This window comes from Streptomyces sp. NPDC004609 (genome assembly GCF_042873655.1).
GTDB lineage: Bacteria > Actinomycetota > Actinomycetes > Streptomycetales > Streptomycetaceae > Streptomyces.
Genome location: NZ_JBIALS010000038.1, coordinates 12,619 through 38,514, shown reverse-complemented (window position 1 = coordinate 38,514; position 25,896 = coordinate 12,619). Strand labels below are relative to the sequence as shown.

Below are 25,896 nucleotides of genomic sequence, written 5' to 3'. Positions count from 1 at the left end.
GCAGGTGCGAACCCTCTCATCCTCACCAGTGCGGTGGGAGGAGGGACCGGTTGCGCCCGCACGGAAATTCCGGGGGAGGTTGTTCAGTCCTTCGGGAGAAGTTCGGACGCGAGCAGCAGCTCGTTCAGTTCGGTGCGGTTCAGCGGCGGATAGTCCGGTACCGAGGGGGGCGTGCTGGACGGGGAGCTGCTGTAGGCATTGACGACGAGCACATCGCCGCTCTTGAGTGTGAGGTATCCCACGAGGCGTGCGGTCCCGCCGCCGCTCCCGGGCTGGCGCCAGGTGACGCGGGTCGGCCGGTCGTCGGAGAGTACGTCCGTCACGCATTCGCCGATCGATCCGGGCACGGCGTGGGTGCAGAAGCCGACGCCGAGCCCCTTGGGGGTCTTGCTGACGACCTTCGCGGGCACGACGCTGATGCTGATGCCGCCTTCGTTCCCTGCCCTGGTGATGCGGTAGTGACCGTCGAGCGGACCGAGTCCCGAGGACTTCACGTCGCTGCTGCGGTGGAAAGTGGGGTCGGGGTCGCCGGGAAAGAGTCCTTCCTTCACCAGCACCAGCGGGCTGGTGCTGGTGCCGATCCTTTCGATCTCCTGGACGCCTGAGGGCAGCAGTTCGGCGAGCCGACGGCTCTGGGCGTCGGCGGCCTTTGCCGTGCGCTTGCCACCCCCCGCGGCGGAGGTCTGGTCGAAGCGATCACGGAGCTGGTCCAGCACCGGGACGGCCGCCGCCCCGGCGAAGACGACCGCGGCCAACGCTCCCGCCACCATCGCCCTGCGCCTGCGGCGCAGCTTCGCGGCGCCCGCGTGGACCGTCTCCGAGGTGACCGTGGTCCGCCCGCCTTCCTCGGCGACGCGCTCCAGCAGCAGCCTGATGTCGCTCATGCGAACTCCTCCTGCACCTCGGCGCGCAACGCGGCGAGCCCCCGAGCCGCGTGGCTCTTGACCGTGTTCTCCCGCATTCCGAGCAGCCGCGCGGTTTCGGCGATGCTCAGGTCCTCCCAGTAGCGCAGCACCACGACGGCTCGCTGCTTGGCGCTGAGCCGGCCGAGAGCGGCACGGATCACCAGTCCCGTTTCCGTGTCCGCGGCCTCCCGCTGGGCGCGGTCGGGCAGTTCGCCGTAGGAATGCTCGCGCCGCCAGAACCGCCGCCGGGAGGCGATGAAGGTATTGATCAGCGTCTTGCGCGTGTAGGCCTCGATGTTGTCCAGGCGCATCTGCCGCCGACCGGTGACCACCACCTTCACCAGCGTCGTCTGGACGAGGTCGTCCGCCTCGTCCCGGTCCCCGCACAGCAGATAGGCGCTGCGGAACAGCGCGGTACGCCTTGCCTCCACGAAGGCGTGCAGCGCGGCGTCTTCCTCGTTCCGCGTCATCCCCCGACCCTTTCCCGGTCCGCGGACGCGAACCATCCACCCCTCCAGTGCGGTGGGAGTAGCAGAAAGTTGCACCTGGGCCCCGCCTTTTCAGGGGAGCTACTTCAGCGCCAGAAGAAGGCTGTCGCAGGGCGAGGACCAGACCGGTCGCGCTTCGGCGAATCCGGCCGAGCGCAGGGTTTCCGTGTGCCACCGGGCGGAGGGGGTCTCGCCGTCGGCGTGCTCGCCGAAGATCTCGTAGCGCCGGGCGGTGGGCCCGGCGAGTACGGGGTCCTCGGCGGCGAGGTCCCACCACCGCGCCCAGTCGACGGCACCGTTCTCCTTGGCACGCTCCATCCGGGCATGGCGGTGGGCGCGCTCGGCGGCGTTGATGCGCGGGGTGGTGTGGTCGATCATGTGGTCGGCGTTCAGGAAGACACCGCCGTCGCGGACGATTCCGGCGAGCTGTCCGTAGAGGGTGGCGAGGGGTCCGCTGCGGAGCCAGTGCAGCGCGGTCGCGGTGAGTACGGCGTCGTAGGTGCCGTGCGGCAGCTTCGACGTCCAGCCGGGGTCGGTGAGATCGGCGGTGACGAAGGTGACCCGTTCGTCGGCGGAGAAGTAGCCCCGGGCGATGGTCAACAGGGCGGGGTCCAGGTCGACCCCCGTACTGGTGGCGTTCGGGAACCGATTCAGGAGCCGGTCCGTAATACTTCCCGTACCGCACGCGAGGTCCAGGACCCGTGGTTCGGGACCGACCGTGGCCTCGACCATGTCCAGCATGACCCGGAACCGCTCCTCGCGATCGGGCATGTACCACTCCTGCTGGCGGTCCCAGCTCCTCTGCCAGGCCCGCCAGTCGGCTCCCGCCGCCGCCTCCGTCCCCGCCCCGGCCACTGTCCCCGTCACCTTCGCCTTCCGTCCCGCCGCCGTCCCGGCCTGTTCCCGGGCCCGTGCCCCGCTCCCTGTCTCCGACACGGAAACCCCCCTCCGTAATACCCTGTAATGGCAATCGTCCATTACTTCGAGCATCCCGACCCTAGACCGCCCCGGTAAGGACTACAAGTGGAACTGGCCTATTACTCGGACTATGCCGTGCGCCTGGTCAACACCGAGGAGCCGGCCCGCAACAAGGACTCCCTCACCTCGGTGGACTCCATCCGTGAGCTGTTCGGCCCGTCCGGCCAGGCGGCGCGCCGGGCCACCGACGCGGATGTGACCCGGTTCCGTTCGGTACGGGGAAGGCTGCGGGCGGTCTTCACCGCGGCCGACGCGGGCGACGAGACCGGGGCCGTCGACCTCCTGAACTCCCTGCTGCTGGAGTTCCCCGTCAGCCCGCAGATCTCGGGCCACGACTTCCGGGACGACGACGGCCGCCCCAAGTGGCACATGCACCTGGCGGACCACCCGTCGAACGCGACGGCGGGGTACGCGGCGATCGCCGCGATGGGGCTGGCGTTCCATCTGACGGAGTACGGGGTCGACCGGCTCGGCCTGTGCCAGGCGCCCCCCTGTCGCAACGCCTATCTGGACACCTCGACCAACCGCTCCCGCCGCTACTGCTCGGACCGCTGTGCGACCCGCGCCAATGTGGCCGCCTACCGCGCGCGCAAGCGCCTGGAGACGGAGCGGTCGCAGAGCACGGGCCTCAGCGCGCCGAACATCCAGGAGGCGAGCGCGCGCAGCGAGCGCTGACCCGGCTCCAGCGGCCGGTACCTGCCCCGGACCCGCGCGAGGAGCAGCTCGGGCGGGACGGTGCCGAACAGCCGGCTGTCGCCCTCGGCCCCCGGATTGTCCCCGAGCACCCACCAGCCGCCGTCACGCCGCTCGATCAGCCGCTTGACGATGAGCAGGTCCTGCTGGAGGGGATGGCGCAGTACGGCGATGTCGCCCGGCCTGACCTCGGCGCCGTAGTGCACCAGCAGCCGGTCCCCGTGCCTGAGGGTCGGATACATCGACGGTCCCGTCACTTCCGCCACCCCGAACGGCGCCTTCGGCTCCCGCCCCTGTCCAGTCATCCGCCACCTCCGAGTCCCACGGTACGTTCCGCCGCCAGTCCCATAGTGACCCCGGACTTTTGCCCTAAGCCCTAGGGGGCACTCGCGAAAACGGGTCTCCCACGGAGTAATGTCCCACCTGAGAAGACGATCACGAGGAAGGACAGCTCCATGCTCTCCCGCCTGTTTGCCCCCAAGGTGAAGGTCAGCGCCCACTGCGACCTCCCTTGCGGCGTTTACGACCCGGCCCAGGCCCGTATCGAGGCCGAGTCGGTCAAGGCCGTCCAGGAGAAGTACCAGGCCAACGAGGACCCGCACTTCCGGGCCCGCGCCACCGTCATCAAGGAGCAGCGCGCGGAGCTCGCCAAGCACCACGTCTCGGTGCTGTGGAGCGACTACTTCAAGCCTCCGCATTTCGAGAAATACCCGGAGCTGCACCAGCTCGTCAACGAGGCGCTGAAGGCGCTCTCGGCGGCCAAGGGCTCGACGGACCCGGCGACGGGCCAGAAGGCGCTGGACTACATCGCACAGATCGACAAGATCTTCTGGGAGACGAAGAAGGCTTGAGCCGCCCGGATCCTGCGACTGCCCACCCAGGCGGTCTCCATGCAGGTCAGACGGCATCTGGAAGGGCCCGGCAGCCTCGGCGGCCGGGCCCTTCCCCTGTTCCCGAGCGCACACCGCGCCGGGGACGTGGCCGTGGTACCACCCGGCGGTTCCGTGCGAGTCGGCCAGGGCGAATCCCGGGGTGCAGGAGTCGGGTGATCGGAAGCCGCGCCCCGGAAAGCTGCCGTCGGGGTCCAGGGGGTCCTGGCCCTCGCGCTGTGCGGCACACCGTCATCCGTCTCATCCGCGTCCCCGGGGCCTGCGGCCACTCGCGCACGGGTCGGCGGGGCTTGGGTGGGAGAGAGGGTGCCACCAGCGGGTGACGTGGCGGGGAAAGCGGGGACCGGTCCCGGGACGGAGTGGGAGGGTGGAGCCCCTTCGACCTGAGGAGCTGGGCTCATGCGGTGGACCGTCCACGGGGAACGGCGGATCTACGCGAATCCCTGGGTCGATCTGTGGCTGGTGGACGTCCAGCAGCCGGACGGTCACCGCTTCGAGCACCATGTCGTCCGGCTGCGGCATCTCGCGGTCGCGGTGGTGGTCGACGGCCGGAAGCGGGTGCTGATGATGTGGCGGCACCGCTTTGTGACGGACACCTGGGGCTGGGAACTGCCCATGGGACTGATCGAGCCCGGTGAGACGCCCGAGGAGACCGCCGCCCGGGAGGTCGAGGAGGAGACCGGCTGGCGGGTGGCGGGGATGAAGCCCCTGGTGTACTCCCAGCCCGCGAACGGCATCACCGACTCCGAGCACCATGTCTTCCGCGCCGACGGGGCCACGTACACGGGACCGCCCGTCGAGCGGAACGAGACCGACCGGATCGAGTGGATTCCGATGGCGGAGATCCGGGGGATGATCGACCGGCGGGAGATCGTCAGCGGCGGCAGCCTCACCGGCCTGCTGTATCTGCTGCTGGACGAGGCCACCGGGACCGCCGGGTAACACACGGCTCCCCCACCCCGTCCGAAGCGGGACCGCCCGAACCGCCGTGCTCCGGGCCCGAACCGCCCCTCGGCCGGAGCCGACGCGCCCGGGACACCCGCGCGCAAACCGCCCGTATCGGAGCCTATGGGACCAGGGCAGCACCGCCCGGAGCAGCGCCACCCGGGATCGTGCCACCCGTGCCCCGCAGAAGGCCGACACCGAGCCGTACCAACGGCGTTCGGTGGCCGAGGGGCCGTTCCCTCCCGTCGTACGCCACCGGCCCGGGCGCCGGGTACGGCGTACAAGTCTCCCCCGACACGGTGGGGCCAAACAACTCGGGTAAGTTGCGCACCAGTGATTTCATTGAGCATCGAACTTTTCTAGGTTCCCATGGGGGGGATGTTGTGCCGTCCGGTACAAGAGCTCGTCGTTGGTGGGGTACGGGTGCAGTGGTGGCAGCCGGAGTCGCCGGGGTCCTGGTGATCCAGGGCACGGCCGGCGCGCCCGGCAGCAGCGCCGGCGAGGACGGAAAGGCCCGGCCCGGCAAGAGCCAGGTCCGGGCCGCGGGGATGGAGGTCGCCCGGGACGGCGCCTCGGCGAAGCTCGGCAAGCGCGACACCGAGCCGTTCAGCATGGTGGGTGTCACCTGGACCGACCCCTCGGCGCGGGTCACCGGGACCGTGGAGGTACGGACGAAGGACGCCTCGTCCGGGAAGTGGTCCGACTGGCAGAGCCTCGACGGTGACGCGGGCGAGCGCGAGGACGGCGCCACCCGTGGCGGCACCGACCCGCTCTGGGTCGGCCCCTCGAAGGGCGTCGAGGTACGCGCCACGGCGGGCGGCCAGGTCACCAAGCTGCCCAAGGGCCTGCGGCTGGACATGATCGACCCGGGCACCGGCAAGGTCTCGGGCATGGAGCCCGCGGCCTACGCACTGCCCGCCGAGCCCGCCGACGAGACCCCGTCGCCGTCCGCCGACGAAACGCCCGCCACCGAGGACCCGGTCGCGCCGCAGCCCTCGGCGGCCCCGAGCACCCCGGAGGCCACCCCCTCCACGTCCTCCGAGGCACCCGCACCCGACGGCCCGCCGACCGCGGAGGCCCCCCGGTCCGCGCCGCAGTCGGCGCCGTCCGCCGGCCCGCCGTCCACGGCCCCCCGGCCGGTGATCACTCCGCGTTCCGGCTGGGGCGCGGACGAGACCCTGAGCCCCGAGGCGCCCACGTATCTCCCCGGCGGGACGGTCAAGGCCGTGACGGTGCATCACACCGCCGGCTCGAACAACTACACCTGCGCCCAGGCGCCCGAGGTGATCCGGGGCGTGTACGCGTACCACCTCGGCAAGACCTGGAAGGACATCGGCTACAACTTCCTGGTCGACAAGTGCGGCACCATCTACGAGGGCCGCAAGGGAGGTGTGGACCGGCCGGTGGTGGGCGCGCACGCCTACGGCTTCAACAACGAGACCACCGGTATCTCCATTCTCGGCGAATACACCAAGACCGCGCCCTCGCAGGCCGCGCTGCAGTCGGTCGCCCGGATCGCCGCGTGGAAGCTCGGCCAGTACGGGGTCTCCCCGACCGGCACCACCGTCCTGACGGCGGGCGCCGCGGGCTCCTCCGCTTCCAAGGGCTCCTGGCAGGCGGGCGCCAAGCTGACCTTCAACACCATCCACGGCCACCGCGACGGCTACGCCACCGAGTGCCCGGGCAACCTGGTCTACAACCAGCTCGCGACCGTCCGGGACCTGGCGGGCGGTTCCGTCACCGGACTCGCCGTCACCTCCCTCACCGGTGTGGGAGTCTCCGGCTCCACGTACTACACCAAGGCCGCCGTCACGGTGAACTGGAAGGCCACCACACCGCCCGCCTTCATCTCGAAGTACGAACTGCTGGTCGACGGCCAGCCCGTCGCCACCACCTCGGGCACGGTCACCACGGCCGGGACGAAGCTCTCCCCCGGCAGCCACCGGCTTCAGGTCCGGGCCACGCATGTGTCCGGCAAGACCACGCTGTCGACGGCGGCGACGGTCGTCGGGGACGTCACCGCCCCCACGTTCACCTCCGGTCCCACCCCGGGGCTGCGCTCGGGCTCGGTGAGCGCCTCCGCCGTCCCGATGACCCTGTCGTGGAAGGCGTCGGACGACGCCGCGCTGAAGGAGGTCCGGCTCACCGCCCCGGTGGCCAAGACGTACGGCCCGACGATCACGAGCGCTCCCCACACCGCCAGGCTGAGCGCCGCCACCACCTGGTCGATGACCGCGTTCGACCGGGCGAACAACCGCGGGAACGTCTCGGTCGGCAGCACCCCGGTGATCCTCCAGGAGACCAGCGCGACCAGGACCGGCAGCTGGACGAGCAAGTCCTCCAGCAGCTACTTCGGCGGCAAGTCCTACACCAGCAGCGCCAAGAACGCCTCGCTGTCGTGGACCTTCACCAGCCGCTCGGCGGCAGTGGTGGTCTCGCGCGCGGCGACCTCCGGCCAGATGTATGTGTACGTGGACGGAGTGAAGACCCACACGGTCGATCTGAAGTCCGCCACCACGAAGTACCGCGAGGCGATCTGGACCAAGAACTGGGCCACCAGCGGCAAGCACACGATCAAGATCGTGGTCGTCGGCACCACCGGCCGGCCCGCCGTGACCGTGGACGGGCTGATCCACCTCAAGTAGCCCACCCGCCCCACGCGACAACCGCCGCGCCCGGCTCCCCCGAACAGGAGGAGCCGGGCGCGGCGTCGTTTCCTACACGGTTGCCGGAACGTGATGGCTGCCGGAGGGTGTGTGTGCCGCCGGAACGGGGGTGCTTGGCCGCCGGAGAGCAGGTACGTGCCGCCGTGGGAGGGCGGGTGCTTGGCCGCCGGAGGCCGTACCACCGCCGCTCGCGGGTGCCTGGCCGCCGGAGAGCAGGCACGTGCCGCCGAGGGAGGGAGGGCACCTGGCTGCCGGAAGGCGGTGGGTGCCTGGCTGCCGGAGGTACGCGGCGCGCGCGGCTACGGCAACGAGCCGGCGCACCCGCTCAGGGACCACCGGTCATCCGGCCGACGCCCGCCGTATGTTGGCCCGCAGCACCTCCAGGTCCTTCCGCACCGCCTCGTAGCTCTCCCTGTTCCGGGACAGGTCGGCGCGCTGGAGCTCCTTCTGGACCTCGCTCCACACCGCGACCGTGCGGTGCTTCCGCTTGCACTCCACGTCCGCCTTCGCCGTGGCCATCTCCCTCGCCGAACGGGTCGTGTCGCCGTCCTGGCCGCGCTGCCACGCCTTGTCCTGGTGGGCCTCGACCGGGTTCTCGTACCGTCCGAGGCGCCGGTCGACCAGACAGTGGGACCAGATGCCCCAGGCACGCAGGACCCGGGGGTCCCTGTCGGCCTTCTTGTCCAGCTCCGCTTTCCGGCCCGAGACGTAGGCCCACATACGCCCGGTGTCGGCGATTCCTCTGTTGAGCCGCCGGTCCGCCTCGGCGGCGCAGCCGCCGTGGGGGACCGGGCGACCGCCTGCGGTGTCCCGGTCCCCGGGACGGCCGTACATGACCTCGGACTCGCGCTCGGTCATCGCCCTGTCCCGTGGCATCTCCGCGGCGATCCACTTGGTGTCGACGCCGTAGCCGAGACGGCGGGCCTGGCCGGCGTCCAGCAGGCCGTAGGGGCCGACCCCGACCACGGTCAGGGTGACGGTGCGGCCCCCGCTCCCCCATGTCTTCGGGTCCAGCGGGAAGCCGGTGAAGCCGAGGGCCACCATGCAGCGCTGGGCCAGCAGCCGCTGCGCCCGCCGGAAGGCGAGGTGCTCGTCGGCACTCAGTTCGTAGCGGTCCAGGGGCAGTTCGGGCACATCCGCCCGGGTTCCGGCGGGCGCCTCGGCGCCGTCGCCGGAGGCGAGTAAGCCCGCGGTCATGATCAGCGCCACGGCCGGAACGAACGCCCCGCGCCGGGGCCGGGGTATCAGCCGCTTCCTCTGTCCGGTCATGGGGCCATCATGCAGGGCCGCCTCCGGCGTTCCCCGTCCCGGGCCGGACCCCCGGAGGGACGGGTCCGGCCCGACGCGGTGGCCTGCCGCGACCTGATGAATCCCCCGGCCCCGGGTTGCCCACAGGTGGGCGGAATCGTCCCGGCCGTCCGGGGAAGTCCGCCCCGGGAAGTCCACCCGGGCCGGGCGATCGGCGCGGGGCGGTCGGCGCCGGGCGCAGGGAGCCGTGGGAGTCCGGGCCGGAGGAATCCGCCCCGCCCGGCCGGCCGGCAGAGCCGCCCCCGGCCGAACCCGCTCAGTCGGCACCGGACAGCGGAGCCCGACGGCGGCGCCCGGCCGCTTCCGGCGCGACTGCGTCCTGCGCTCCCTCGTCCGGATCAGCCCCGCCCGCCGCACCGGGAGCCGTCCCGAACGCCCGCGCCCCCAGCAGCACCATCGCCGCCGGCAGCAGCACCCCCCGGACGACGGTCGCGTCGATGAGGATCGCCACCGCCATGCCGACGCCGAGCATCTTGTACTCGATCGCCGAGAGGGTCACGAAGACCGAGAACACCCCCGTCATGATGGCCGCCGCACTGGTGACCACCCCGGCGCTGCCCCCGATGCCTCCCACGACCGCCGCCTTCACCGAGCCGGTGCCGGTGCCGTCGCCGGTGGACCAGCGCTCGCGGATTCTGCTGAGGATGAAGATGTGGTAGTCCATGCTCAGCCCGAACAGGATGATGAACATGAAGAGCGGAATCCAGCTCACCACTCCCCCGTAGGACTCGAAGCCGAGCACCGACTCCAGCCGCCCGCCCTGGAAGACCCACACCAGCACCCCGTACGCCGCCCCGATCGACAGCAGGTTCAGCGCGATCGACATCAGCGCGACGGCGAACGAACGGAACGCCGCGAGCAGCAGGACGAACGCCAGGGCGAGGACGAAGGCGAAGACGGCCGGCGTCCTGTCGTCGACCCGGTGGGCGAAGTCGGACGGCATGGCGGTCCGGCCGCCGACCGCGTACGAGACACCGTCGAGCGTCCCCACGGTCGCGGGCAGCGCCCGGTCCCGGAGCAGTTCGAGCGCCCGTACGGAGACGGGGTCGGTGCCCTTCCCGGCCAGTGGCACCCGGACCACCAGCACGTCCCCGACAGGGGAGAGGGTGATGGGCTCCCGCAGCGCCCCGCCGCTTCCCGCGGCCTCGGCACGCAGCCGTTCCACGGCGTCCCGCACCGCGGGCCCGTCCTCGGAGATCACCACCCGGGCGGGCACGGACGCTCCGGGGAACGCCGTCTGCATCCGCAGACCCGCGTCGACGGCCGGGGAGACCCCGGGCCGCAGGCTCTGTGTCTGTGCCGCGTCCTGGAGGTGGATGCCGAAGGCGGGCAGCGTGAGCACGATCAGCGCCAGCACCCCCGCGGACCCCGCGATCAGCGGACGCCCGACGACCGCGGTGGCCACCGAGGTCCAGATCCTGGACTCGCCGGCGGCCGTCCGCCGCCGCCCGAGCCAGGGCACTTTGGCCCGGTCGACCCGGTCGCCGAGGGCGGTCAGCAGCGCGGGCAGCACGGTCAGGGATCCGAGCACGGCGAGACCGACGACCAGAAGCGTGCCGAGGGTGAGCCCCTTGAAGACGTCGATGCCCGTGAGCAGCAGACCGGTCAGGCACACCATCACGGTGAGGCCCGCGACGGCGACGGCGTGTCCGGAGGTACGGGAGGCGTTGGCGACGGCTTCCGGGACGGAGCGTCCGGCCGCGCGCTCCTCACGCACCCGGCGCAGGGTGAACAGGGAGTAGTCGATGCCGACCGCCATGCCGATGAGCAGCACGATCGCGGAGGCGGCGCTGTTGAACGGCACCCATCGGGAGGCCAGTTCCAGCAGCCCGAAGGAGGCGGCCACCGCCGTCGCGGACAGCAGCAGCGGAATCCCCGCCGCGATCAGAGAGCCGAAGACACAGACCAGGATCAGCACGGTGAGCGGCAGCGAGGTGGTCTCGGCGCGGTCCATGTCGCCCTGGATGCCCTCGTTGACCGCCTGCGAAAGGCTCAGGTCGCCGGCCTGGACGACGGTGGCGTCCGGGTGCCGGTCGCGTACGCGGTCGACGGCGGCCACGACGGTGTCGTAGTGGGCTTCCAGCGACTCGTCGGGGCCCCGGACCTCCAGGGTGACCAGATGGGAACCGTCGCTCCCGGAGACCCAGCGGCTTCCGCCGGGGCCGAGCGGGGAACCGATGGAGGCCGCCGCTTCGGGGGCCCGGCGCAGTGTCGCGACCAGGTTGGCGGTCGCGGCCCGGCGCCGGGCCTCGCTGTCGGCCTGGATCAGGATGTTCTCGCGGATCGCGGCGCCCGCCTGCTGGGCGTTGACCATCTGCTGGGCACGGCCCGCCTCACCGGGATCGCTGTGCCGGGCCGGTGTGCCGCCGAGCAGGGCGCCGGACATGACGGCGGCCAGTACGAGGACGAGCCAGCCGGTGATCGCCCGGTAGGGATGGCGGGCCGACCAGTCGGACAGGTTCTCGATCGCCCGGGCCGGCCGGGACCGGCCGGATTTGATTCTGGGCAGCATGAGCTGCTCTCCTTCTTTCGGAGGGTCGTTCCCGTGGAGCTCGCCGAGAGGCGATGTGGTACGGCGTTTCCGTTCCTGGGCCGTGGAGTTGCCGCTCCGCGGCCCAGGTCTTCTCCGGTCGGATCGAACGGGACCGGACGAGGGTGTGGGGTGGGGAATCGCCGAAGGTGGGACGGGGTCGTACGGGGCTACTCGACGTCCTTGAGGATCTTCTCCAGCGCGCCGGTACGGCCCTGGAGGTCGGTGACACGCTCGGTCAGCTCGGCGAGTTGCCGCTCGGTGCGCTGCTGGCCCGCCGTCACCTGCTCGGCGAGCTGTTTCAGCGTCTCGTCGCGGGCGCGTGCGCCGCGGCCGGCGGTGAAGTACCGGACGGTCAGTGTGACGACGATGATGACCAGGCAGAACAGCCCGATCGTCCCGATGATCTCCTGCCATGCCTGCTCGTTCATGACGGTGCGCCCTGCCCCTCGGTGTCCCCGTCGGCCGTGCCGTTTCCTCCGGCGCCGCCGTCCTTCGTGTTCCGCTCCCCGCTCCTGCGGCTGTCCTCGCTCCCGCCCCGGTCCGTTCCGGGTGGGTCGCCGTCCCGGCTGAGGGTGTCGACGGCGGTGGCGACGTTCTGTGGTGTCAGCTCGACCGCGAACGCGTTGACCTCGTAGAACTTCATGGCTTTTCCGTCCTTCGACAGTTCGAGGCGGGACGACACCAGGCCCGCCGCTTCGAGCTTCTTGAGATGGACCTGGAGCAGGGCCCTGCTGATCTCCAGCTCCCTGGCCAGCCGGCTGACGTAGTTGCGCCCGCCTCGCGTCAGTGCGGCGACCACGCGCAGCCGGTGGGGGTTGGAGAGCGTGGCCAGCACACGCACCAGCTCGTCGCCCCTGGGCACCGGGGCGCTCATGGCGACCTCTTCCTCATGCAAAGAAAAGTTAGCAGATGCCTAGAATTTCAGGCAGGGCCGAGAGCGGAACCGGGGGACATCTCGGGGTCGGCCCCGGGGCGCGGAGCCCGAATCGGGGTGCCGGGCTCCCCCGTTCCCCAGGGTCCGGACCTCGCGGGAGTCATGCACCGGCGGCGCTCGGAGCAGCTGCCCCGAACGAAGCGCCGCCCTTGAGGTAGCGCCCCGGGGAAGTGCCGACGGTTCGCCGGAACGCCGCGAGGAAGGCGCTCGGTGTCGCGTATCCCACGGTGTCCGCGACCCGGGAAACGGGCTGGCCCTCGGCGAGCAGGGGAAGCGCGGCGCGCAGCCGCACCTGGGTGCGCCAGCGGTCGAAGTGCATGCCGGTGTCGCGGGCGAACAGCCGGGTCAGGGTGCGTCGGCTCACCCCGACGGCCCGTGCGTGCGCCTCAAGGCTGCGTGAGTCGGCGGGGTTGGCGAGCAGGGCGTCGGCCACGGCGCGCACACGGTCGTCGGTGGGGTGCGGGACGTCGATGGGGGTGGCCGGCAAAGGGCGCAGCAGATCCAGGACGACCGCCTCGGCCCGTAGCCGCGAGTCGTCGTGGAGGTCTTTGCGGCTGAGGTAGGCGATGAGGTGGGCCAGCAGCCCGTCGACGCCGACCGGCGTGGGGTCCGCCCAGTCCAGGTCGCATCTGTCCGGTTCGAAGTAGAGGCTGCACAGCACCGACTCGCGGGTCGCGCCGGTCCGGTGGACCACCCCTGCGGGCAGCCACAGCGCCCGTGTGGGAGGCAGGACCCAATAGTCGCCGTCGACGGCGACGCCGAGCACACCGCGCCGCGCCCAGGCCAACTGGTGCTGTGGGTGACTGTGGGGGATGAACCACTGCCCGTACGCCAACGGGAAGTTCCCGACGACGATCGCGCCCACCCCGGGCGGGACCGCTCCCACGACGGCCTTCGTCATGGCCCCCAGCCTATGTCCTCAACGCGATACAACGTGGCCCGGTAGCGCATCGCGGTCAGCGCAGCCGGTGCATAGCGTCATTCGCATGCCGATCAATCACTCACCGCGCCATGGGCGCTACCGCAGTTCACAGGGGCCCTCGACGAGGACAGGACGCTCGGCATGACGTCGATGTCAACCACAGCCACAGCCCACACCCTCGGGCGCCGCGGACCGGCCCTGGTGGTGCTGTGCTTCGTACAGTTCATGCTCGTCCTGGACGACAACGTGGTGAGCGTGGCGCTCCCCAGCGTGCGGGAGGATCTCGGCTTCAGCACCGCGGGCCTGGCCTGGGTCGTCAACGCCTACTTTCTCGCCTTCGGCGGGCTGTTGCTGCTGTTCGGCCGCATGGCCGACCTGCTGGGCCGCAGGCGCGTCTTCCTGACCGGTGTGGCGCTGTTCGGTGCGGCGAGCCTGGTCTGCGGGCTCGCGCAGGAGCCCTGGCAGCTCGTGGCCGGACGGTTCGTCCAGGGCGCGGGCGCTGCCATGGCCAGCCCGGCCGCGCTGGCACTGATCGCGCTGCTGTTCCCCGGTAGCGAGGAGCGCGCCAAGGCGTTCGGCATCTGGGGCGGCATCGCGGGCCTGGGCGGCACGATGGGCCTGGTGATCTCCGGCGCGCTGACCGGCCTGGCGTCCTGGCGCTGGATCTTCCTGATCAACCTGCCGGTGGCCCTTGCGGCCGTTGTGCTGATCCCGCGCCTGGTCCCCGAGAGCCGGGCCGGGCGGCCGGTGCGCCTCGACGTACCCGGTGCGGTACTCGGCACCGGTGCCCTGGTGGCCCTGGTCTACGGACTGCTCCGGACCGGGGAGTCGGGCTGGAGCGACACGGCCGCTGTCGCGCCCCTGGTTCTGGCCGTGCTCCTGGCCGTGGCCTTCGTCGCGGTCGAGACACGGACCGCCGAGCCGCTGGTGCCGTTGTCGTTCCTGTCCTTCCGCATCCGCGCCGTGGCCAATGGGGCGACGCTGCTCTTCTCCGCCGCCATGTACGCGATGGCCTTCCTGCTGATGGTGCATCTGCAGACCGTGCTGGGCTACCGCCCGCTCACGGCCGGCATCGCCTACCTGCCCTTCGGCGCGGGCATCCTTGCGGGCATGTGGCTTTCCTCCCGAGCGGTGGTCAGGCTCGGCGTGCGTCCGGCCCTCGCCCTGTCGTTCCTGATCAGCGCGGCCGGACTGCTGCTGCTGTCCGGCGTGGCACCGAGCGACGGCTACGCCTCCGGAGTGCTGCCCGGCATGCTCGTCACGAGCCTCGGATGCGGACTGAGTCTGCCCGCCCTGACCGTCGCCGCGCTCACGGGCACCACCGAGGAGAACGCCGGACTCGGCTCGGCCGTCCTGAGCTCCGTTCAGCAAGTCGGCGGCGCCGTGGGGGTGGCGGTGCTTGTCGCGCTGGCCACGCGCCGCAGCGACGCCCCGGCGGCACCGGACGATCCCCTGCACGCCGCGACGGAAGGCTTCTCCCTCGCGCTCACCGTCGCCGCCGTCCTCCTCGCGCTCGGCGCTGTCCTCATCGGCACCTTGCTCGGGAAGAACCACCGCCCGGACGATGCGCTCGACGCCGCGGAAGCTCCGGCCAACCGGGCAGACCGTACGTAGCCACCACTTCGGTCGGCCTCTCTCGGTACGTGCCCGCCTCATCGGGCAGTTGCCGGGCGTCCGCCGATGGACGAGGCCCACCGCCGCCGCGACCGGCCCACCGGCTCCGGGGCGCCGCCCCGGAGTCCCGGCTGCCGGGCGGGACCAGGCGGCCTCGATCACGGGCCGGTGGGTGTGGTTGGACGAGCCGGACTCCAGCACATCCAGCCGCTTGATCAGCCCGCGCCGGTAGTGGTCGGCGTACGACGCCTTCCGCGTGGTCTCACGGTGCGCCGGTGGACCGGGCCGCGGGTCGTGAACTCGTGCACCGGCTCCCGCGGCATCCGCTCGTCGCCACCGGCACCCCGGATCGGGGTGCCGGGCCCCCATCGGGACAGGGGTACGGACCGCCCGGCCCCGGGCCGCGGACGCCCGGTGACTTCTCAGGCCGCGGGCGCGGACAGCAGCGGGCTCTTGTGCCGCACCAGCCACTGCCGGTACGCCGCCGCACCCGACGCCACATCGCGGTACGCCGCTTCCAGGTCGGCGTACACCGTCGCGTACAGCTCCCGCGAACCGGGCGGTGAGAACAGCAGCAGCCGTACGGCGAGGGGATCGCCGCGCAGCGGGCGGATCACCATGTCGTCGCGCGGTCCCGAAGTGGGCTGACAGGGCGCGACCGCCTCACCGACGGCGATCAGGGCCGCCGCCGTGTGGTAATCCCCGTGCAGTACGGGCGGATCGAGCCCCGCCGCGCCCAGTACGCGGCGCAGCCCGTCCCATTCGCCGTCCACCGTGGGATCCACGATCCAGCGGTCCTCCGCCAGATCGGCCAGTTCCACGACGGGCGCGGCGGCGGCCGGGTGGTCGCGTGCCATGGAGACGAACTGGGGCTCGCGCTCCACCAGGACACGAACCGACAGGCCTTCCGGCAGCGTCAGCGGGCAGCCCTCCACCTCGTGCACGAAGGCGACATCGAGCTGGCCCGCCGCGACCATTCTGAGCAGCGCGTTGGCCGAGACGTCCATATGGAGGGAGATGTCGGTGCCGGGCAGCCGCCGGCGCAGTCGGCCGAGCCAGCCGGGGAGCGCGCGGCTGGCCGTGGAGCCGATACGGAGCCGGGGGCCGCCCGCCCGCGCGGCGGACGCCTTGGCCTCGGCGACGAGGGCGTTCATCTCGGCCACCAGGGGCCGGGCACGGCTGAGGACGGTACGGCCCACCGGGGTCGGCCGGCAGCCGGTGCGCTCCCGGGTGAAGAGTTCCGCGCCGAGCGCGTGCTCGATACGCCGCAACTGGGTGGTCAGGGACGGCTGACTGACGCCCAGTCGGCGGGCGGCCTTGTGCAGACTGCCCGTGTCCGCGATGGCGCACAGGGCGCGGAGGTGCCTCACCTCGAGCTCCATGTCCGAAGAGTAGGGCGGCACCAACTGCCACACCAGACACACAGATTCGGGCACAAAGGACGGACACGGACAGGCCTCGGCGAGGGCACGGGGAAAGAGCGCGGCGAGGGACGCGGAATCGAGTACCGGTCAGATGCGGGTGCACCACGGGGGGATGCGCCGGTGCTATCGGCTGCTGGCATCATCCGCGAGCGGGGCGGCTCCCCGAAAATCGGCCGTACCGAACCGTTCACCGGACGAGTAAGGAGCCCCCCATGCGCCACCCCACAACCCTGCTCTCCGCGGCACTGGGACTCGGCCTCGCGGCCGCCCTCGGTGCCGTGCCCGCGACCGCCTCGGCCGCCGACTCCCCCGCGGCGGCCGCTCAGCCCACCCACTCCGCCTACGCGGCCTACGAAGGGTCGGCCGAGGACGCCAAGGCGACCCGGGCCTTCTTCGAGGCCGTCCTGGACTCGGTCGCCGCGAAACGGGCCGCCGCCCCGGGCGCCCGGGTGGTCACCGTCACCTACAACGCCTCGCGCGCCCCCAGTTTCCGCGGCCAGATAGCCCGCAGCACCCAGGTCTGGAACAACTCGGTCGCCAACGTCCGGCTCCAGGAGGGCAGCCGGGCCGACTTCACCTACCGCGAGGGCAACGATCCCCGTGGCTCGTACGCCAGCACCGACGGGCGCGGACGCGGCTACATCTTCCTCGACTACCGGCAGAACCAGCAGTACGACTCGAACCGCGTCACCTCCCACGAGACCGGTCATGTACTCGGACTGCCGGACAACTACCGGGGACCGTGCAGCGAGTTGATGTCGGGCGGCGGCCCCGGGCCGTCCTGCCGGAACGACACCCCGAACGCGCGGGAGCGCTCCCGGGTCGACGCCCTGTGGGCCAACGCGCTCGCCGCCGCGGTCGCCCGCGCCTCCTGAGCCCGTACGGCCGCTGAGGGCCGCTGTTCGAGGTCCCGGTGCCATCGGCCTTGGGAGGGGCCGCACCGGGCAGCCCTGACGGCCCGCCCACGGACCCGCGCTCCGGCGATCCCGGCGACCCCGGGTGAGGGACGGACGCGGCGCCCGTGACCCGAGGGGCGTCCCGCCACGACCGGCGGGGCGCCCCTCGCTGTCCGCGGTTCACCCCGCGCGGGCGGCCCGGCGCGGGGCGCTGCGGGCGGAGTGTCGGCGCGGGTCGCTGCGGCGCCGGGCCGTCCGCGCCGGTCGCCGAGGTGCAGGAGTGTCGCCGTCCGGCGCGGTGCCGCGCACCTCGGACGGCACGTGCCCCGGACGGCGCGCTCCGGAAGCCGTACGCCCGGGGCTTTGCCCGGACGGGCCACCGTACGGAACGGACGGCGCGACTCGGCCGGGTACAGGTCTGGTGTTCCGGTTCGGGGACGGTGTACGGATCCGATGGCCGCGCTCAGGCGTCGACCGGGGCACGGACTCCCAGTTCGGCGCCGAACGGCAGCTGTTTCTGGAGCCGGTCGAGCGCGTCGTCGAAGTCTCCCCCGGCGACTCCGGACTCATACGCGGCCCCGCGGTAGTGCAGGGTCAGATTGAGGTCCGCCCGATCGAGCGAGCCGTCCGGCAGCGGTTCGCCGAGGGTCAGCAGACAGCTCAGCGTCGCCCGGTGGACCGAGCCGTCCGCGTGAACGGGAAGCGGCATGTCCCATTCCAGTACGCAGGACGAGAGCACTCCCTCGACCCCGATGCCCTCCAGGGCGGCGAAGGCCGCCCCCTCGTACCCAACACCCCTGATACGCGTGCACAGTTGACGTCCACACGCCGCGATCGTGACCGCTTCCGCGCCACGACGATCGCGGTACCAGCCCGCCCAGACTTCAGTCGACTCCGATGACATGGCGCGGACTGTAGCGGTACGGCGGCCTCCGTCGGACATCCGGGATACCGCAACGGGGCAAACCGGCACGACGGACCCCCGGCGAAGCCTCCGGGCCTGCCGGGCCACCCGGTCGCACGACCGCGTCACCCCTTGCACAAGGCCCCCGGAACCCCGGAAACCGGGAAGGCACAACAGGCCCCCGCGCACACGAACCACGGGACTCCGCGGGCTCTCGGGCCGGACGGTCGGGGCGCACGCGAACCGGCTCACCGGCTCACGGCGGCCCGGGATCCGGACCGCCGGGGACTCAGCTCGTGGCCGGACCCGCGCCCGTACCGGAATCCGTACCGGAACCCGGTTCCGGACTTGTCGCGACCGCCGCGCGGGGCTCCTCCTCCGGATGGCCGTCCCGCTCCCCGGAGTACTCGGCGCACTCCTCGTTGCGGCAGGGGCCCGGCTCCCATCTGGGGACGAACGCCCCGAGAGTCTTGTGTCGCTTGATGACGGTACCGACAGGCTGTCCGCACGCCGGGCATCTGTACTCGACCTGCGGGCTGCGGACGGTCCGACGTCCTTCGCTGCCCATGACTCCAGGATATGGCGATACGGCCGGACCGGACAGCCCGGTGACGGCCCGGCCCGTCGAACCGGTGGCCCAGGGGGCCGTCCGGCTGCGCCCGACGGGATCCCCGTGACATCCGGTACCGCCGAGTCATCTGGTGCGGCGGGTGACGAACTCCGCCAGGGCCAGCAGATCCCCCGCCGCCCCCAGATCCGGAACCGCCCGGGACAGCTCCTGGACGGCCCGTGCCATCCGGTCCGCCGCCTGGAGCTGGGCCCAGTCACGGCCGCCCGCCCGGTCCACCGCCTCGGCCGCCCGCAGGACCGCCGCCCCCGTCATCGGGCCGCGGTACAACGCGGCCAGTTCGGCGCCCGCCCGAGTGCCGGAGGTGAGAGCGGCCACCACGGGCAGCGACTTCTTGTGCGCGGCGAGATCCGCTCCGGCGGGCTTGCCGGTACGGCCCGGATCGCCCCAGATGCCGATGAGATCGTCGATCAGCTGGAACGCCAGCCCGGCCTCCCGGCCGAACGCGTCCATCGCGGCCGTCTCCTCCTCTCCCGCGCCCGCGTACAGCGCCCCCAGGGCACAGGCGCAGCCCAGCAGCGCCCCGGTCTTGGCGGTCGCCATGGTCAGGCACTCGTCGAGGGAGACCTCGTCCGGGGCACGCTCCTCGAAGGCGCAGTCCGCCTGCTGGCCCGCGCACAGCTCGATCACACAGGCCGTGAGCCGCTCGGACGCCGCCGCTGCCGCCGGATGCCGGTCCTCCGCGAGCAGTTTCAGCGCGAGGGCCTGGAGGGCGTCGCCCACGATGATGGCGTCGGGGGTGCCGAAGACCGTCCAGGCGGTGGGGCGGTGTCTGCGGGTGGGGTCCTCGTCGATGACGTCGTCGTGCAGCAGGGTGAAGTTGTGCACCAGCTCCACCGCCGTGGCGGCCCGGACCGCCCGCTGCGGATCCCCGCCGAGCGCGCCTGCCGAGGCCAGCACCAGCGCGGGCCGGATGGCCTTGCCGGCGGAGCCGGCGGCCGGGGTACCGTCGGCGTGCTCCCAGCCGAAGTGGTACTTCGCGACCCGGCGCAGGGAGCCGGGCAGGGAGTCGACGGTGGCCCGGAGCCGGGGATCGACGACTTCACGGGTGCGTTCGAGAAGGGCGACGGCCTCACGGCCCTCGACGGCCTCCGACATGGTCAACTGGGCGGTCCTTTCCGGATGCGGTGACAACGGTGGGGGACGGGTCCGGGTGGACGCGGGAAGGGGCGGACGGGGGACTCACGGATGTACGGGCCGGACGGGACGCGCCGGCATCGGAAGCCGAACCGGACGGTGGTCCGGGGGCCCGGACCACCTGCGCCCGCGTGGGGGCGCGGGGCGGACCGTACGGGCCCCCGGGGACCTGGGCTGCCGATGAGGCACACCGGCGACACCGGAACCGCACCGCTGGACGCACGGACAGGCAGGAATACGGAGGCAGGAACAGAGACGGGTACGGACGGAGACGGGAGCGGACGGACAGGAAAGGGGCGGGGCCGGGGCACGGACAGCCGCGCGAGCCGCACCGGCGGCCCGGCACGGCACGGGACGAGACGGGTACGCCGGAGCTGGTGCGGCACGGACAGCGGCAGCGGGCCGCCCCGCACAGGCACGGCACGGCACGGCACGGCACGGCCCGGCCCACGGCTGAGCCCGTACCGCACGGGCACGGACCACCACCGCGGCACGGCCGACGGCAGCCCGGACCGCCACGACCCGGGCTCCACCACGGCACACGGGCCGCGTCGGCGCGGTCCACGGCGGTGCGGTCCACGGCGGGTACGGCCCGGGGCGCACCTGGCCCCGGCGGCGACCCGGTCCGGCGCGCAGGCACGCACAGCCCGGACCGGTGGCATGGACACCGCGGTACGGAAGCCGCGGGGCTGAGCCCGGCGTGGCCCCGGACCTACCGCCGGCACACCACCACACGCAAGGCCAAGCCCCACTCCGCGGCACCCCAGCGCACCACACCGCAAGGCCCGGCCCCGCACCGTGCGACCCGACACCGCACAGCAGGGCTCGGCCCCAACACCGCGCGGCACACCATCGCGGAACACAGCGCGGCGGAGCCCGGCAAGGGCAGGACGGTAGGGCTCGGGCCGGGGGCGGGTGACGGCGGCACGCCCCCGGCGCTCAGGGCGCGGTCAGTTCCAGCGGCTCACCTCCACGTTCTCCAGGATTCCGAGCGCGTCGGGGACCAGGACGGCGGCCGAGTAGTACGCGGTGACCAGGTAGGAGATGATCGCCTGCTCGTCGATGCCCATGAAGCGCACCGACAGGCTGGGCTCGATCTCGTCCGGGATACCCGCCTGCTGGAGCCCGATGACGCCCTGCTCGGCCTCGCCCGTACGCATACAGATGATGGAGGTGGTCCTGGCCGCGGTGATCGGGATCTTGTTGCACGGGAAGATCGGCACCCCGCGCCATGCCGGCACATGGCTGCCCCCGATCTCCACGCTCTCCGGCACGAGCCCGCGGCGGTTGCACTCGCGGCCGAACGCGGCGATGGCCCTGGGGTGGGCCAGGAACAGCTTCGATCCGCGCCGTCGGGACAGCAGCTCGTCCATGTCGTCGGGGCCGGGCACGCCGTCGTGCGGCTGGAGGCGCTGCCCGTAGTCGCAGTTGGCGAGAAGGCCGAACTCGCGGTTGTTGACCAGCTCGTCCTCCTGGCGCTCGCGCAGCGCCTCGACGGTCAGCCGCAACTGCTGCTCGGTCTGGTTCATGGGCTGGTTGTAGAGGTCGGCGACCCGGCTGTGGACCTTCAGCACGGTCTGGGCGACGCTCAGTTCGTACTCACGCGGCGCTGCCTCGTAGTCCACGAAGGTGTGGGGGACGACGGCCTCGCCGACATGGCCGGCGGACAGGTCGATCGCCGCCTCGCCGTACTTGTTCGTCCGCTGCTGGGGGATGGCGGCCAGCCCGGCGAGATGTGCCCGCAGTGAGTCGGCGCGCTCCGCGAGGTTCCGTACGTCGTCCCTGGTCAGCACCAGGACCGTGCACGCGGTCGCGGCACGCGCGGTGTAGTCCCACGAGGCGTCCCCGTCGACGAGGGACCGCTCGCCGAAATACGCCCCGTCGGCGAGGACGCCGAGGACGGCCTCGTCGCCGTACGGCCCGGTGCCGATCTGTTCCACCCGGCCGTGGGCGAGCAGGAAGACCCGGTCCGTGGCCGCGCCCGCGTCGGCGAGCACCTGGCCGGCGGCGAATTCCCGCTGCTCACAGCGGTTCGCCAGCTCGTTGAGCACGCTCTCGTCGCCGAACTCCCGCAGGGCGGGCAGCTCGCCCAGCTCCGCGGGGATGACCGCGACCCGGTCGCCGGTCTGCACGAAGGTGACGCGTCCGTCGCCCACGGAGTAGGTCAGGCGGCGGTTCACCCGGTAGGTGCCGCCCTGCACCTGGACCCACGGCAGCATGCGCAGCAGCCACCGTGAGGTGATCTCCTGCATCTGCGGGACGGACTTGGTGGTGGTCGCGAGGTTCCGCGCGGCTGCGGTGCCGAGGCTCTGCTGCTTCGGCGTCTGCTGCTCCCGGACTTCGTCGCCGACAGAGCCGACCGAACCAACCGACATATGACTCCCTCTCGATCATGGTCTGATCGCAGGCCGACCCCCGGTCTGACCTGCGAGAGAAAGCCTTCCAGCACGCAGAGTCCCCCCGCCATTACACAAATGGATGGGACTAGTTCGCCGCCGCCGGGGCACAGCCCGCGGAATGGAGAAATCCGCCAGGAGGCTTGACCGGAGCTGACCGAATCGGATCGCACACTTCCCGAACAACCCTCTCCAGTAAGGCAGTTGGGGTAAAAGCGCTGCTAAGGAACATTCCGTACCTCATCTCCTCGCACCACAGGGAGCCGGTCATGTCCTCACCCATGTCCGCGAGCAGGTTTCTCGACGCGCTGCGCGCCGAGGGACTGAAGGTCGTCCAGGTCGGCGACTGGCGCACGCACAACCGCAACCACAAGGGCCCCTGGGCCCCGTCCACGGCGTGATGATCCACCACACCGTCACCAGGGGCACGGCCCACACCGTCGCACTCTGCCGCGACGGCCACGCCGACCTCCCCGGCCCGCTCTGCCACGGTGTCATCGCCAAGGACGGCACCGTGCATCTCGTCGGCTACGGCCGCGCCAACCACGCCGGAGCGGGCGACGACGACGTCCTGCGCGCCGTCATCGCCGAGAAGGCCCTCCCCCCGGACAACGAGCGCACCGCCGACGGCAACCGCTACTTACGGCTTCGAGTGCGAGAACCTCGGCGACGGCGAGGACCCCTGGCCGGCCGTCCAGCTCGAAGCCATCGCGAAGGCCGCCGCCGCGGTCTGCCGGGTCCACGGCTGGTCCTCGCGCTCCGTCATCGGCCACCTCGAATGGCGGCCCGGAAAGCCCGACCCCAGGGGTTTCACCATGAACTCGATGCGCAAGCGCATCCACGAGCGCCTGAAGTAACCGCCCCCGCCGCCGCGCGCCGCCGGCCCCGCGCGGCCACCGGGCGCCCCGCCGAGTGTCCCCGCGCGGTCACGGAGTCACAATGGCGGCATGTCCCCGGAAGCGCTCGACCTCACCGCCGCCCTGCGGCCCCGGCTGCCGTCGCCGCTCCAGCCGGTCGAGGACGAGCGCTTCTCGCGCCACGGCGTACGTCTGCTGCTCAAGCGCGACGATCTCATCCACGCCGATCTGCCGGGCAACAAGTGGCGCAAACTCGCGCCCAGTCTGCGCGCCGCCGCCGGCCGCCCGGTGCTGACCTTCGGCGGCGCGTACTCCAACCATCTGCGGGCGACGGCCGCCGCCGGACGCCTGCTGGGCCTGGCGACGATCGGCGTCGTCCGCGGCGACGAGCTGGCCTCGCGCCCGCTCAACCCGTCCCTCGCCCGGTGCGCGGCCGACGGCATGCGCCTGGTCTTCGTGGACCGTACGACCTACCGCGCCAAGGACGACCCCGGCGTGCTGGCCCGGATCCTCGCGACGGCCGAGCGCGAACCGGGCGACACCTTCGTCGTCCCCGAGGGGGGCAGCAACACCCTCGCCGTCCGCGGCTGCGCCGGCCTCGGCCGCGAGCTGCGCGGTCACGCCGACGCCGTCGCGGTCGCCTGCGGCACGGGGGGAACGCTCGCGGGTCTGGCCGCCGGACTCGCACCCGGTGGCCGCGCGATCGGGTTCCCGGTGCTGCGGGGCGGCTTCCTCGCCGACGGCACGGCACGCCTCCAGCACGAGACCTTCGGCGGCCGGACCGGCGACTGGACCCTCGACGAGCGCTTCCACTTCGGCGGATACGCCCGTACCACCCCTGAACTGCACCTGTTCGCCGATGAGTTCGAAGAGCGTCACCATCTGCCCGTGGAGCGGCTGTATGTGGCCAAAATGCTGTACGGACTGACCGTTCTCGCCTCCGAGGGCACGTTCGCGCCCGGCACCACGGTCGCCGCCGTGGTCACGGGCCGGCCCGCGCCGTCCGAGAGGGCCCCGGACGGCGCGCGGTCCACGGCCGAAGGCGCCCGCCCGCCGGCCCCGACCCCGACCCCGGCCCCGGCCCCGGCCCCGCGAGCGGAATCGAGAGCGGAACCGCTTCCCCGTCAGGACGCGTCGTCGTCCTCCTCGCGATAGGCCGCCGCCTCCTCCAGATCCAGCCGACGCAGCAGCGTACGCATCATCTCGTCGTCGATCCGGCGCTCGTCGCGCAGCCGGACGAAGACCTCCCGCTCGGTTCCGATGACCTCCCGCGCCAGCCGCCGATAGGTGTCGTCCGCCGACTCGCCGGTCTCCTCGTTCACGGTTCCGAGCCGCTCCCACACGGAGTTCCGCCGCCGTTCCATGACCGTTCTCAGCCGCTCCTCCAGCGGCGGCGGCAGGGTGTTGCGCTCGTGCGCGAGGAGTTCGTCGAGCCGCCGCTCGGCCGCCTGGGACGCGTCGCTCTGGGCCTGCGCCTCGGCCAGGGTCTCGGCGTACGTGTCGCGCTGCGGCAGTTTCAGCGCGCGGATCAGCGCCGGCAGGGTGAGCCCCTGGACGACCAGGGTGCCGATGACGGTGGTGAAGGTCAGGAACAGCACCAGATTCCGCGCGGGGAACGGATCCCCGGCGGAGGTCACCACGGGGATGGAGAACGCGATCGCCAGGGACACCACCCCGCGCATCCCGGCCCACCCGACGATCACCGGGGCCCTCCAGTCGACGCCCGGCTCCCGCTCCCTGATCCGCCGCGACAGCCTGCGCGGCACAAAGGTGGCCGGAAAGACCCAGACGAACCGCGCCACCACCACGAAGACGAAGATCCCGACCGCGTAGCCCAGGGACGCGCCGATCCCGTAGTCGCCGAGCCCGTCCAGTACATACGGGAGCTGGAGCCCGATCAGCGCGAAGACCGAGGACTCCAGGACGAACGCGACCATCTTCCACACCGCGGCCTCCTGGAGCCGGGTCGCGAAGTCGACCTGCCAGGAGCGGTGGCCGAGATAGAGCGCCACGACGACCACGGCGAGCACGCCGGACGCGTGCACCTGCTCGGCCGCCGCATAGGCGACGAAGGGGATGAGGAGCGACAGCGTGTTCTGGAGGAGCGGCTCCCGCAGATGGGTGCGCAGCCAGTGGATGGGGACCATCAGCAGCAGACCGACGGCCACTCCCCCGAGCGCCGCGACGGCGAACTCCTCGATGCCCCCGGCCCAGCTCGCGCCCACGCCGACGGCCGCGGCGACGGCGACCTTGTACGCGGTGATCGCGGTCGCGTCGTTCACCAGGGACTCGCCCTGGAGGATCGTGGTGATCCGGTTCGGCAGACCGAGCTTTCGCGCGATGGCGGTCGCGGCGACGGCGTCGGGTGGCGCGATCACGGCGCCGAGCACCAGCGCGGCCGTCAGCGGCAGGTCGGGGACGAGCAGATAGGCGAGGTAGCCGACCGCGAGCGTGGCGAAGAGCACATAGCCGACGGAGAGCAGTGCCACGGGTCTGATGTTGGCCCGCAGATCGAGGTACGAACTGTCCAGCGCGGCCAGATGCAGCAGGGGCGGCAGCACCAGCGGAAGCACGATGTGCGGATCGAGGGTGTAGTCCGGCACCCCGGGGAGATATCCGGCGATCAGCCCGGCGGCGACCAGGAGCAGCGGTGCCGCTACGGGGGTCCTGCGGGCGGCTCCGGCGATCGCGGCGCTGCCCGCGACCAGCGCCACCAGTGGCAATGCCTCCATGCGCGCTCCTCATGTCCCTGTGTCGGTACGGCCAGGGAGTCCGTAC

At 72.1% G+C, this 25,896-nt stretch carries 21 protein-coding genes and 1 pseudogene; 8 read left to right on the top strand and 14 right to left on the bottom strand.

The genetic code is table 11. From position 1 onward, the window contains the following. Positions 1–83: 83 nt before the first annotated feature. From ACFYT4_RS29645 to ACFYT4_RS29635, 3 genes are all read right to left on the bottom strand, one after another. Complete coding sequence (locus ACFYT4_RS29645; RefSeq protein ID WP_389275651.1) at positions 84–884, bottom strand: hypothetical protein; 801 nt, start codon at positions 882–884, stop codon at positions 84–86. Next, entirely contained in the window at positions 881–1,375 is a 495-nt protein-coding gene (locus tag ACFYT4_RS29640; RefSeq protein ID WP_389275648.1) for a SigE family RNA polymerase sigma factor, read from the bottom strand. Before ACFYT4_RS29640 ends, ACFYT4_RS29645 begins: the two co-directional genes overlap by 4 nt. Positions 1,376–1,474: 99 nt before the next feature. Then, the gene (locus ACFYT4_RS29635; RefSeq protein WP_389275736.1) at positions 1,475–2,164 is read right to left on the bottom strand and encodes a class I SAM-dependent methyltransferase; all 690 of its coding nucleotides are present in this window, start codon (positions 2,162–2,164) and stop codon (positions 1,475–1,477) included. Between the two features lie 252 nt (positions 2,165–2,416). On the opposite strand from ACFYT4_RS29635, the gene ACFYT4_RS29630 reads away from it, so the two are divergent. Next, a complete protein-coding gene (locus ACFYT4_RS29630; RefSeq protein ID WP_389275645.1) occupies positions 2,417–3,046 on the top strand; it encodes a CGNR zinc finger domain-containing protein in 630 nt (209 codons plus the stop codon). Here ACFYT4_RS29630 and sodX read toward each other — a convergent pair. Beyond that, entirely contained in the window at positions 2,950–3,369 is a 420-nt protein-coding gene (gene sodX / locus ACFYT4_RS29625) for a nickel-type superoxide dismutase maturation protease (RefSeq protein ID WP_389275642.1), read from the bottom strand. The genes ACFYT4_RS29630 and sodX overlap by 97 nt on opposite strands. 150 nt (positions 3,370–3,519) lie before the next feature. On the opposite strand from sodX, the gene sodN reads away from it, so the two are divergent. The 3 genes from sodN to ACFYT4_RS29610 all read left to right on the top strand — a co-directional run bounded on the left by sodN (position 3,520) and on the right by ACFYT4_RS29610 (position 7,544). Then, a complete protein-coding gene (sodN, locus tag ACFYT4_RS29620; RefSeq protein WP_389275639.1) occupies positions 3,520–3,915 on the top strand; it encodes a superoxide dismutase, Ni in 396 nt (131 codons plus the stop codon). Positions 3,916–4,353: 438 nt separating this feature from the next. Continuing rightward, the gene (locus tag ACFYT4_RS29615; RefSeq protein ID WP_389275636.1) at positions 4,354–4,896 is read left to right on the top strand and encodes an NUDIX hydrolase; all 543 of its coding nucleotides are present in this window, start codon (positions 4,354–4,356) and stop codon (positions 4,894–4,896) included. 551 nt (positions 4,897–5,447) lie between these two features. Beyond that, a complete protein-coding gene (locus tag ACFYT4_RS29610; RefSeq protein WP_389275733.1) occupies positions 5,448–7,544 on the top strand; it encodes an N-acetylmuramoyl-L-alanine amidase in 2,097 nt (698 codons plus the stop codon). A 360-nt stretch (positions 7,545–7,904) separates the two neighbouring features. Here ACFYT4_RS29610 and ACFYT4_RS29605 read toward each other — a convergent pair whose 3' ends face one another. The 5 genes from ACFYT4_RS29605 to ACFYT4_RS29585 form a co-directional block, all read right to left on the bottom strand. Next, a complete protein-coding gene (locus tag ACFYT4_RS29605) occupies positions 7,905–8,834 on the bottom strand; it encodes a hypothetical protein (RefSeq protein ID WP_389275634.1) in 930 nt (309 codons plus the stop codon). Positions 8,835–9,129: 295 nt separating this feature from the next. Then, complete coding sequence (locus ACFYT4_RS29600; RefSeq protein ID WP_389275631.1) at positions 9,130–11,385, bottom strand: MMPL family transporter; 2,256 nt, start codon at positions 11,383–11,385, stop codon at positions 9,130–9,132. A 188-nt stretch (positions 11,386–11,573) separates the two neighbouring features. After that, positions 11,574–11,834, bottom strand: a complete 261-nt coding sequence (locus tag ACFYT4_RS29595) for a hypothetical protein (protein WP_389275628.1) — start codon at positions 11,832–11,834, stop codon at positions 11,574–11,576. After that, entirely contained in the window at positions 11,831–12,280 is a 450-nt protein-coding gene (locus tag ACFYT4_RS29590; RefSeq protein ID WP_389275625.1) for an ArsR/SmtB family transcription factor, read from the bottom strand. Before ACFYT4_RS29590 ends, ACFYT4_RS29595 begins: the two co-directional genes overlap by 4 nt. A gap of 160 nt (positions 12,281–12,440) precedes the next feature. Then, positions 12,441–13,241, bottom strand: a complete 801-nt coding sequence (locus ACFYT4_RS29585) for a helix-turn-helix domain-containing protein (RefSeq protein WP_389275622.1) — start codon at positions 13,239–13,241, stop codon at positions 12,441–12,443. Between the two features lie 162 nt (positions 13,242–13,403). Here ACFYT4_RS29585 and ACFYT4_RS29580 point away from each other — a divergent pair, with 162 nt between their 5' ends. Next, positions 13,404–14,876: an MFS transporter gene (locus ACFYT4_RS29580; RefSeq protein WP_389275620.1), complete on the top strand. Its 1,473-nt coding sequence runs from the start codon at positions 13,404–13,406 to the stop codon at positions 14,874–14,876. A 422-nt stretch (positions 14,877–15,298) separates the two neighbouring features. Here the strand turns inward: ACFYT4_RS29580 and ACFYT4_RS29575 are convergent, their stop codons facing one another. Continuing rightward, entirely contained in the window at positions 15,299–16,258 is a 960-nt protein-coding gene (locus tag ACFYT4_RS29575; protein WP_389275617.1) for a LysR family transcriptional regulator, read from the bottom strand. 254 nt (positions 16,259–16,512) lie between these two features. On the opposite strand from ACFYT4_RS29575, the gene snpA reads away from it, so the two are divergent. Next, positions 16,513–17,175, top strand: a complete 663-nt coding sequence (gene snpA, locus ACFYT4_RS29570) for a snapalysin (RefSeq protein ID WP_389275614.1) — start codon at positions 16,513–16,515, stop codon at positions 17,173–17,175. A 484-nt stretch (positions 17,176–17,659) separates the two neighbouring features. Here the strand turns inward: snpA and ACFYT4_RS29565 are convergent, their stop codons facing one another. From ACFYT4_RS29565 to ACFYT4_RS29555, 3 genes are all read right to left on the bottom strand, one after another. Further along, entirely contained in the window at positions 17,660–18,100 is a 441-nt protein-coding gene (locus tag ACFYT4_RS29565; RefSeq protein ID WP_389275611.1) for a DUF6304 family protein, read from the bottom strand. Positions 18,101–18,794: 694 nt separating this feature from the next. Next, positions 18,795–19,826, bottom strand: coding sequence for a family 2 encapsulin nanocompartment cargo protein polyprenyl transferase (locus ACFYT4_RS29560; RefSeq protein WP_389275730.1), 1,032 nt, complete (start codon positions 19,824–19,826; stop codon positions 18,795–18,797). Positions 19,827–20,815: 989 nt separating this feature from the next. Beyond that, positions 20,816–22,240, bottom strand: coding sequence for a family 2B encapsulin nanocompartment shell protein (locus tag ACFYT4_RS29555; RefSeq protein WP_389275608.1), 1,425 nt, complete (start codon positions 22,238–22,240; stop codon positions 20,816–20,818). Positions 22,241–22,530: 290 nt separating this feature from the next. Between ACFYT4_RS29555 and ACFYT4_RS29550 the strand changes: the two are divergent. Together ACFYT4_RS29550 and ACFYT4_RS29545 are read left to right on the top strand one after the other, a co-directional pair. Then, positions 22,531–23,118 (top strand): annotated as a pseudogene (locus ACFYT4_RS29550) (N-acetylmuramoyl-L-alanine amidase). Between the two features lie 90 nt (positions 23,119–23,208). Next, complete coding sequence (locus ACFYT4_RS29545) at positions 23,209–24,273, top strand: 1-aminocyclopropane-1-carboxylate deaminase/D-cysteine desulfhydrase (protein ID WP_389275605.1); 1,065 nt, start codon at positions 23,209–23,211, stop codon at positions 24,271–24,273. Here ACFYT4_RS29545 and ACFYT4_RS29540 read toward each other — a convergent pair. After that, positions 24,243–25,850 carry a Na+/H+ antiporter gene (locus ACFYT4_RS29540; RefSeq protein WP_389275603.1) on the bottom strand — a complete coding sequence of 536 codons (1,608 nt, stop codon included), beginning with the start codon at positions 25,848–25,850 and terminating at the stop codon, positions 24,243–24,245. The genes ACFYT4_RS29545 and ACFYT4_RS29540 overlap by 31 nt on opposite strands. Positions 25,851–25,896 lie beyond the last annotated feature (46 nt).

Excerpts from the sequence above, each read along its gene's own strand:
- ACFYT4_RS29615 (WP_389275636.1), top strand. The coding sequence starts at position 4,354 with ATGCGGTGGACCGTCCACGGGGAACGGCGGATCTACGCGAATCCCTGG.
- ACFYT4_RS29585 (WP_389275622.1), bottom strand. The coding sequence starts at position 13,241 with ATGACGAAGGCCGTCGTGGGAGCGGTCCCGCCCGGGGTGGGCGCGATC.
- ACFYT4_RS29560 (WP_389275730.1), bottom strand. The coding sequence starts at position 19,826 with ATGTCGGAGGCCGTCGAGGGCCGTGAGGCCGTCGCCCTTCTCGAACGC.
- ACFYT4_RS29645 (WP_389275651.1), bottom strand. The coding sequence starts at position 884 with ATGAGCGACATCAGGCTGCTGCTGGAGCGCGTCGCCGAGGAAGGCGGG.
- ACFYT4_RS29540 (WP_389275603.1), bottom strand. The coding sequence starts at position 25,850 with ATGGAGGCATTGCCACTGGTGGCGCTGGTCGCGGGCAGCGCCGCGATC.
- ACFYT4_RS29640 (WP_389275648.1), bottom strand. The coding sequence starts at position 1,375 with ATGACGCGGAACGAGGAAGACGCCGCGCTGCACGCCTTCGTGGAGGCA.
- ACFYT4_RS29580 (WP_389275620.1), top strand. The coding sequence starts at position 13,404 with ATGACGTCGATGTCAACCACAGCCACAGCCCACACCCTCGGGCGCCGC.
- ACFYT4_RS29605 (WP_389275634.1), bottom strand. The coding sequence starts at position 8,834 with ATGACCGGACAGAGGAAGCGGCTGATACCCCGGCCCCGGCGCGGGGCG.
- ACFYT4_RS29545 (WP_389275605.1), top strand. The coding sequence starts at position 23,209 with ATGTCCCCGGAAGCGCTCGACCTCACCGCCGCCCTGCGGCCCCGGCTG.
- ACFYT4_RS29565 (WP_389275611.1), bottom strand. The coding sequence starts at position 18,100 with ATGTCATCGGAGTCGACTGAAGTCTGGGCGGGCTGGTACCGCGATCGT.
- ACFYT4_RS29590 (WP_389275625.1), bottom strand. The coding sequence starts at position 12,280 with ATGAGCGCCCCGGTGCCCAGGGGCGACGAGCTGGTGCGTGTGCTGGCC.
- snpA (WP_389275614.1), top strand. The coding sequence starts at position 16,513 with ATGCGCCACCCCACAACCCTGCTCTCCGCGGCACTGGGACTCGGCCTC.
- sodN (WP_389275639.1), top strand. The coding sequence starts at position 3,520 with ATGCTCTCCCGCCTGTTTGCCCCCAAGGTGAAGGTCAGCGCCCACTGC.
- sodX (WP_389275642.1), bottom strand. The coding sequence starts at position 3,369 with ATGACTGGACAGGGGCGGGAGCCGAAGGCGCCGTTCGGGGTGGCGGAA.
- ACFYT4_RS29575 (WP_389275617.1), bottom strand. The coding sequence starts at position 16,258 with ATGGAGCTCGAGGTGAGGCACCTCCGCGCCCTGTGCGCCATCGCGGAC.
- ACFYT4_RS29595 (WP_389275628.1), bottom strand. The coding sequence starts at position 11,834 with ATGAACGAGCAGGCATGGCAGGAGATCATCGGGACGATCGGGCTGTTC.
- ACFYT4_RS29610 (WP_389275733.1), top strand. The coding sequence starts at position 5,448 with ATGGAGGTCGCCCGGGACGGCGCCTCGGCGAAGCTCGGCAAGCGCGAC.
- ACFYT4_RS29555 (WP_389275608.1), bottom strand. The coding sequence starts at position 22,240 with ATGTCGGTTGGTTCGGTCGGCTCTGTCGGCGACGAAGTCCGGGAGCAG.
- ACFYT4_RS29600 (WP_389275631.1), bottom strand. The coding sequence starts at position 11,385 with ATGCTGCCCAGAATCAAATCCGGCCGGTCCCGGCCGGCCCGGGCGATC.
- ACFYT4_RS29635 (WP_389275736.1), bottom strand. The coding sequence starts at position 2,164 with ATGCCCGATCGCGAGGAGCGGTTCCGGGTCATGCTGGACATGGTCGAG.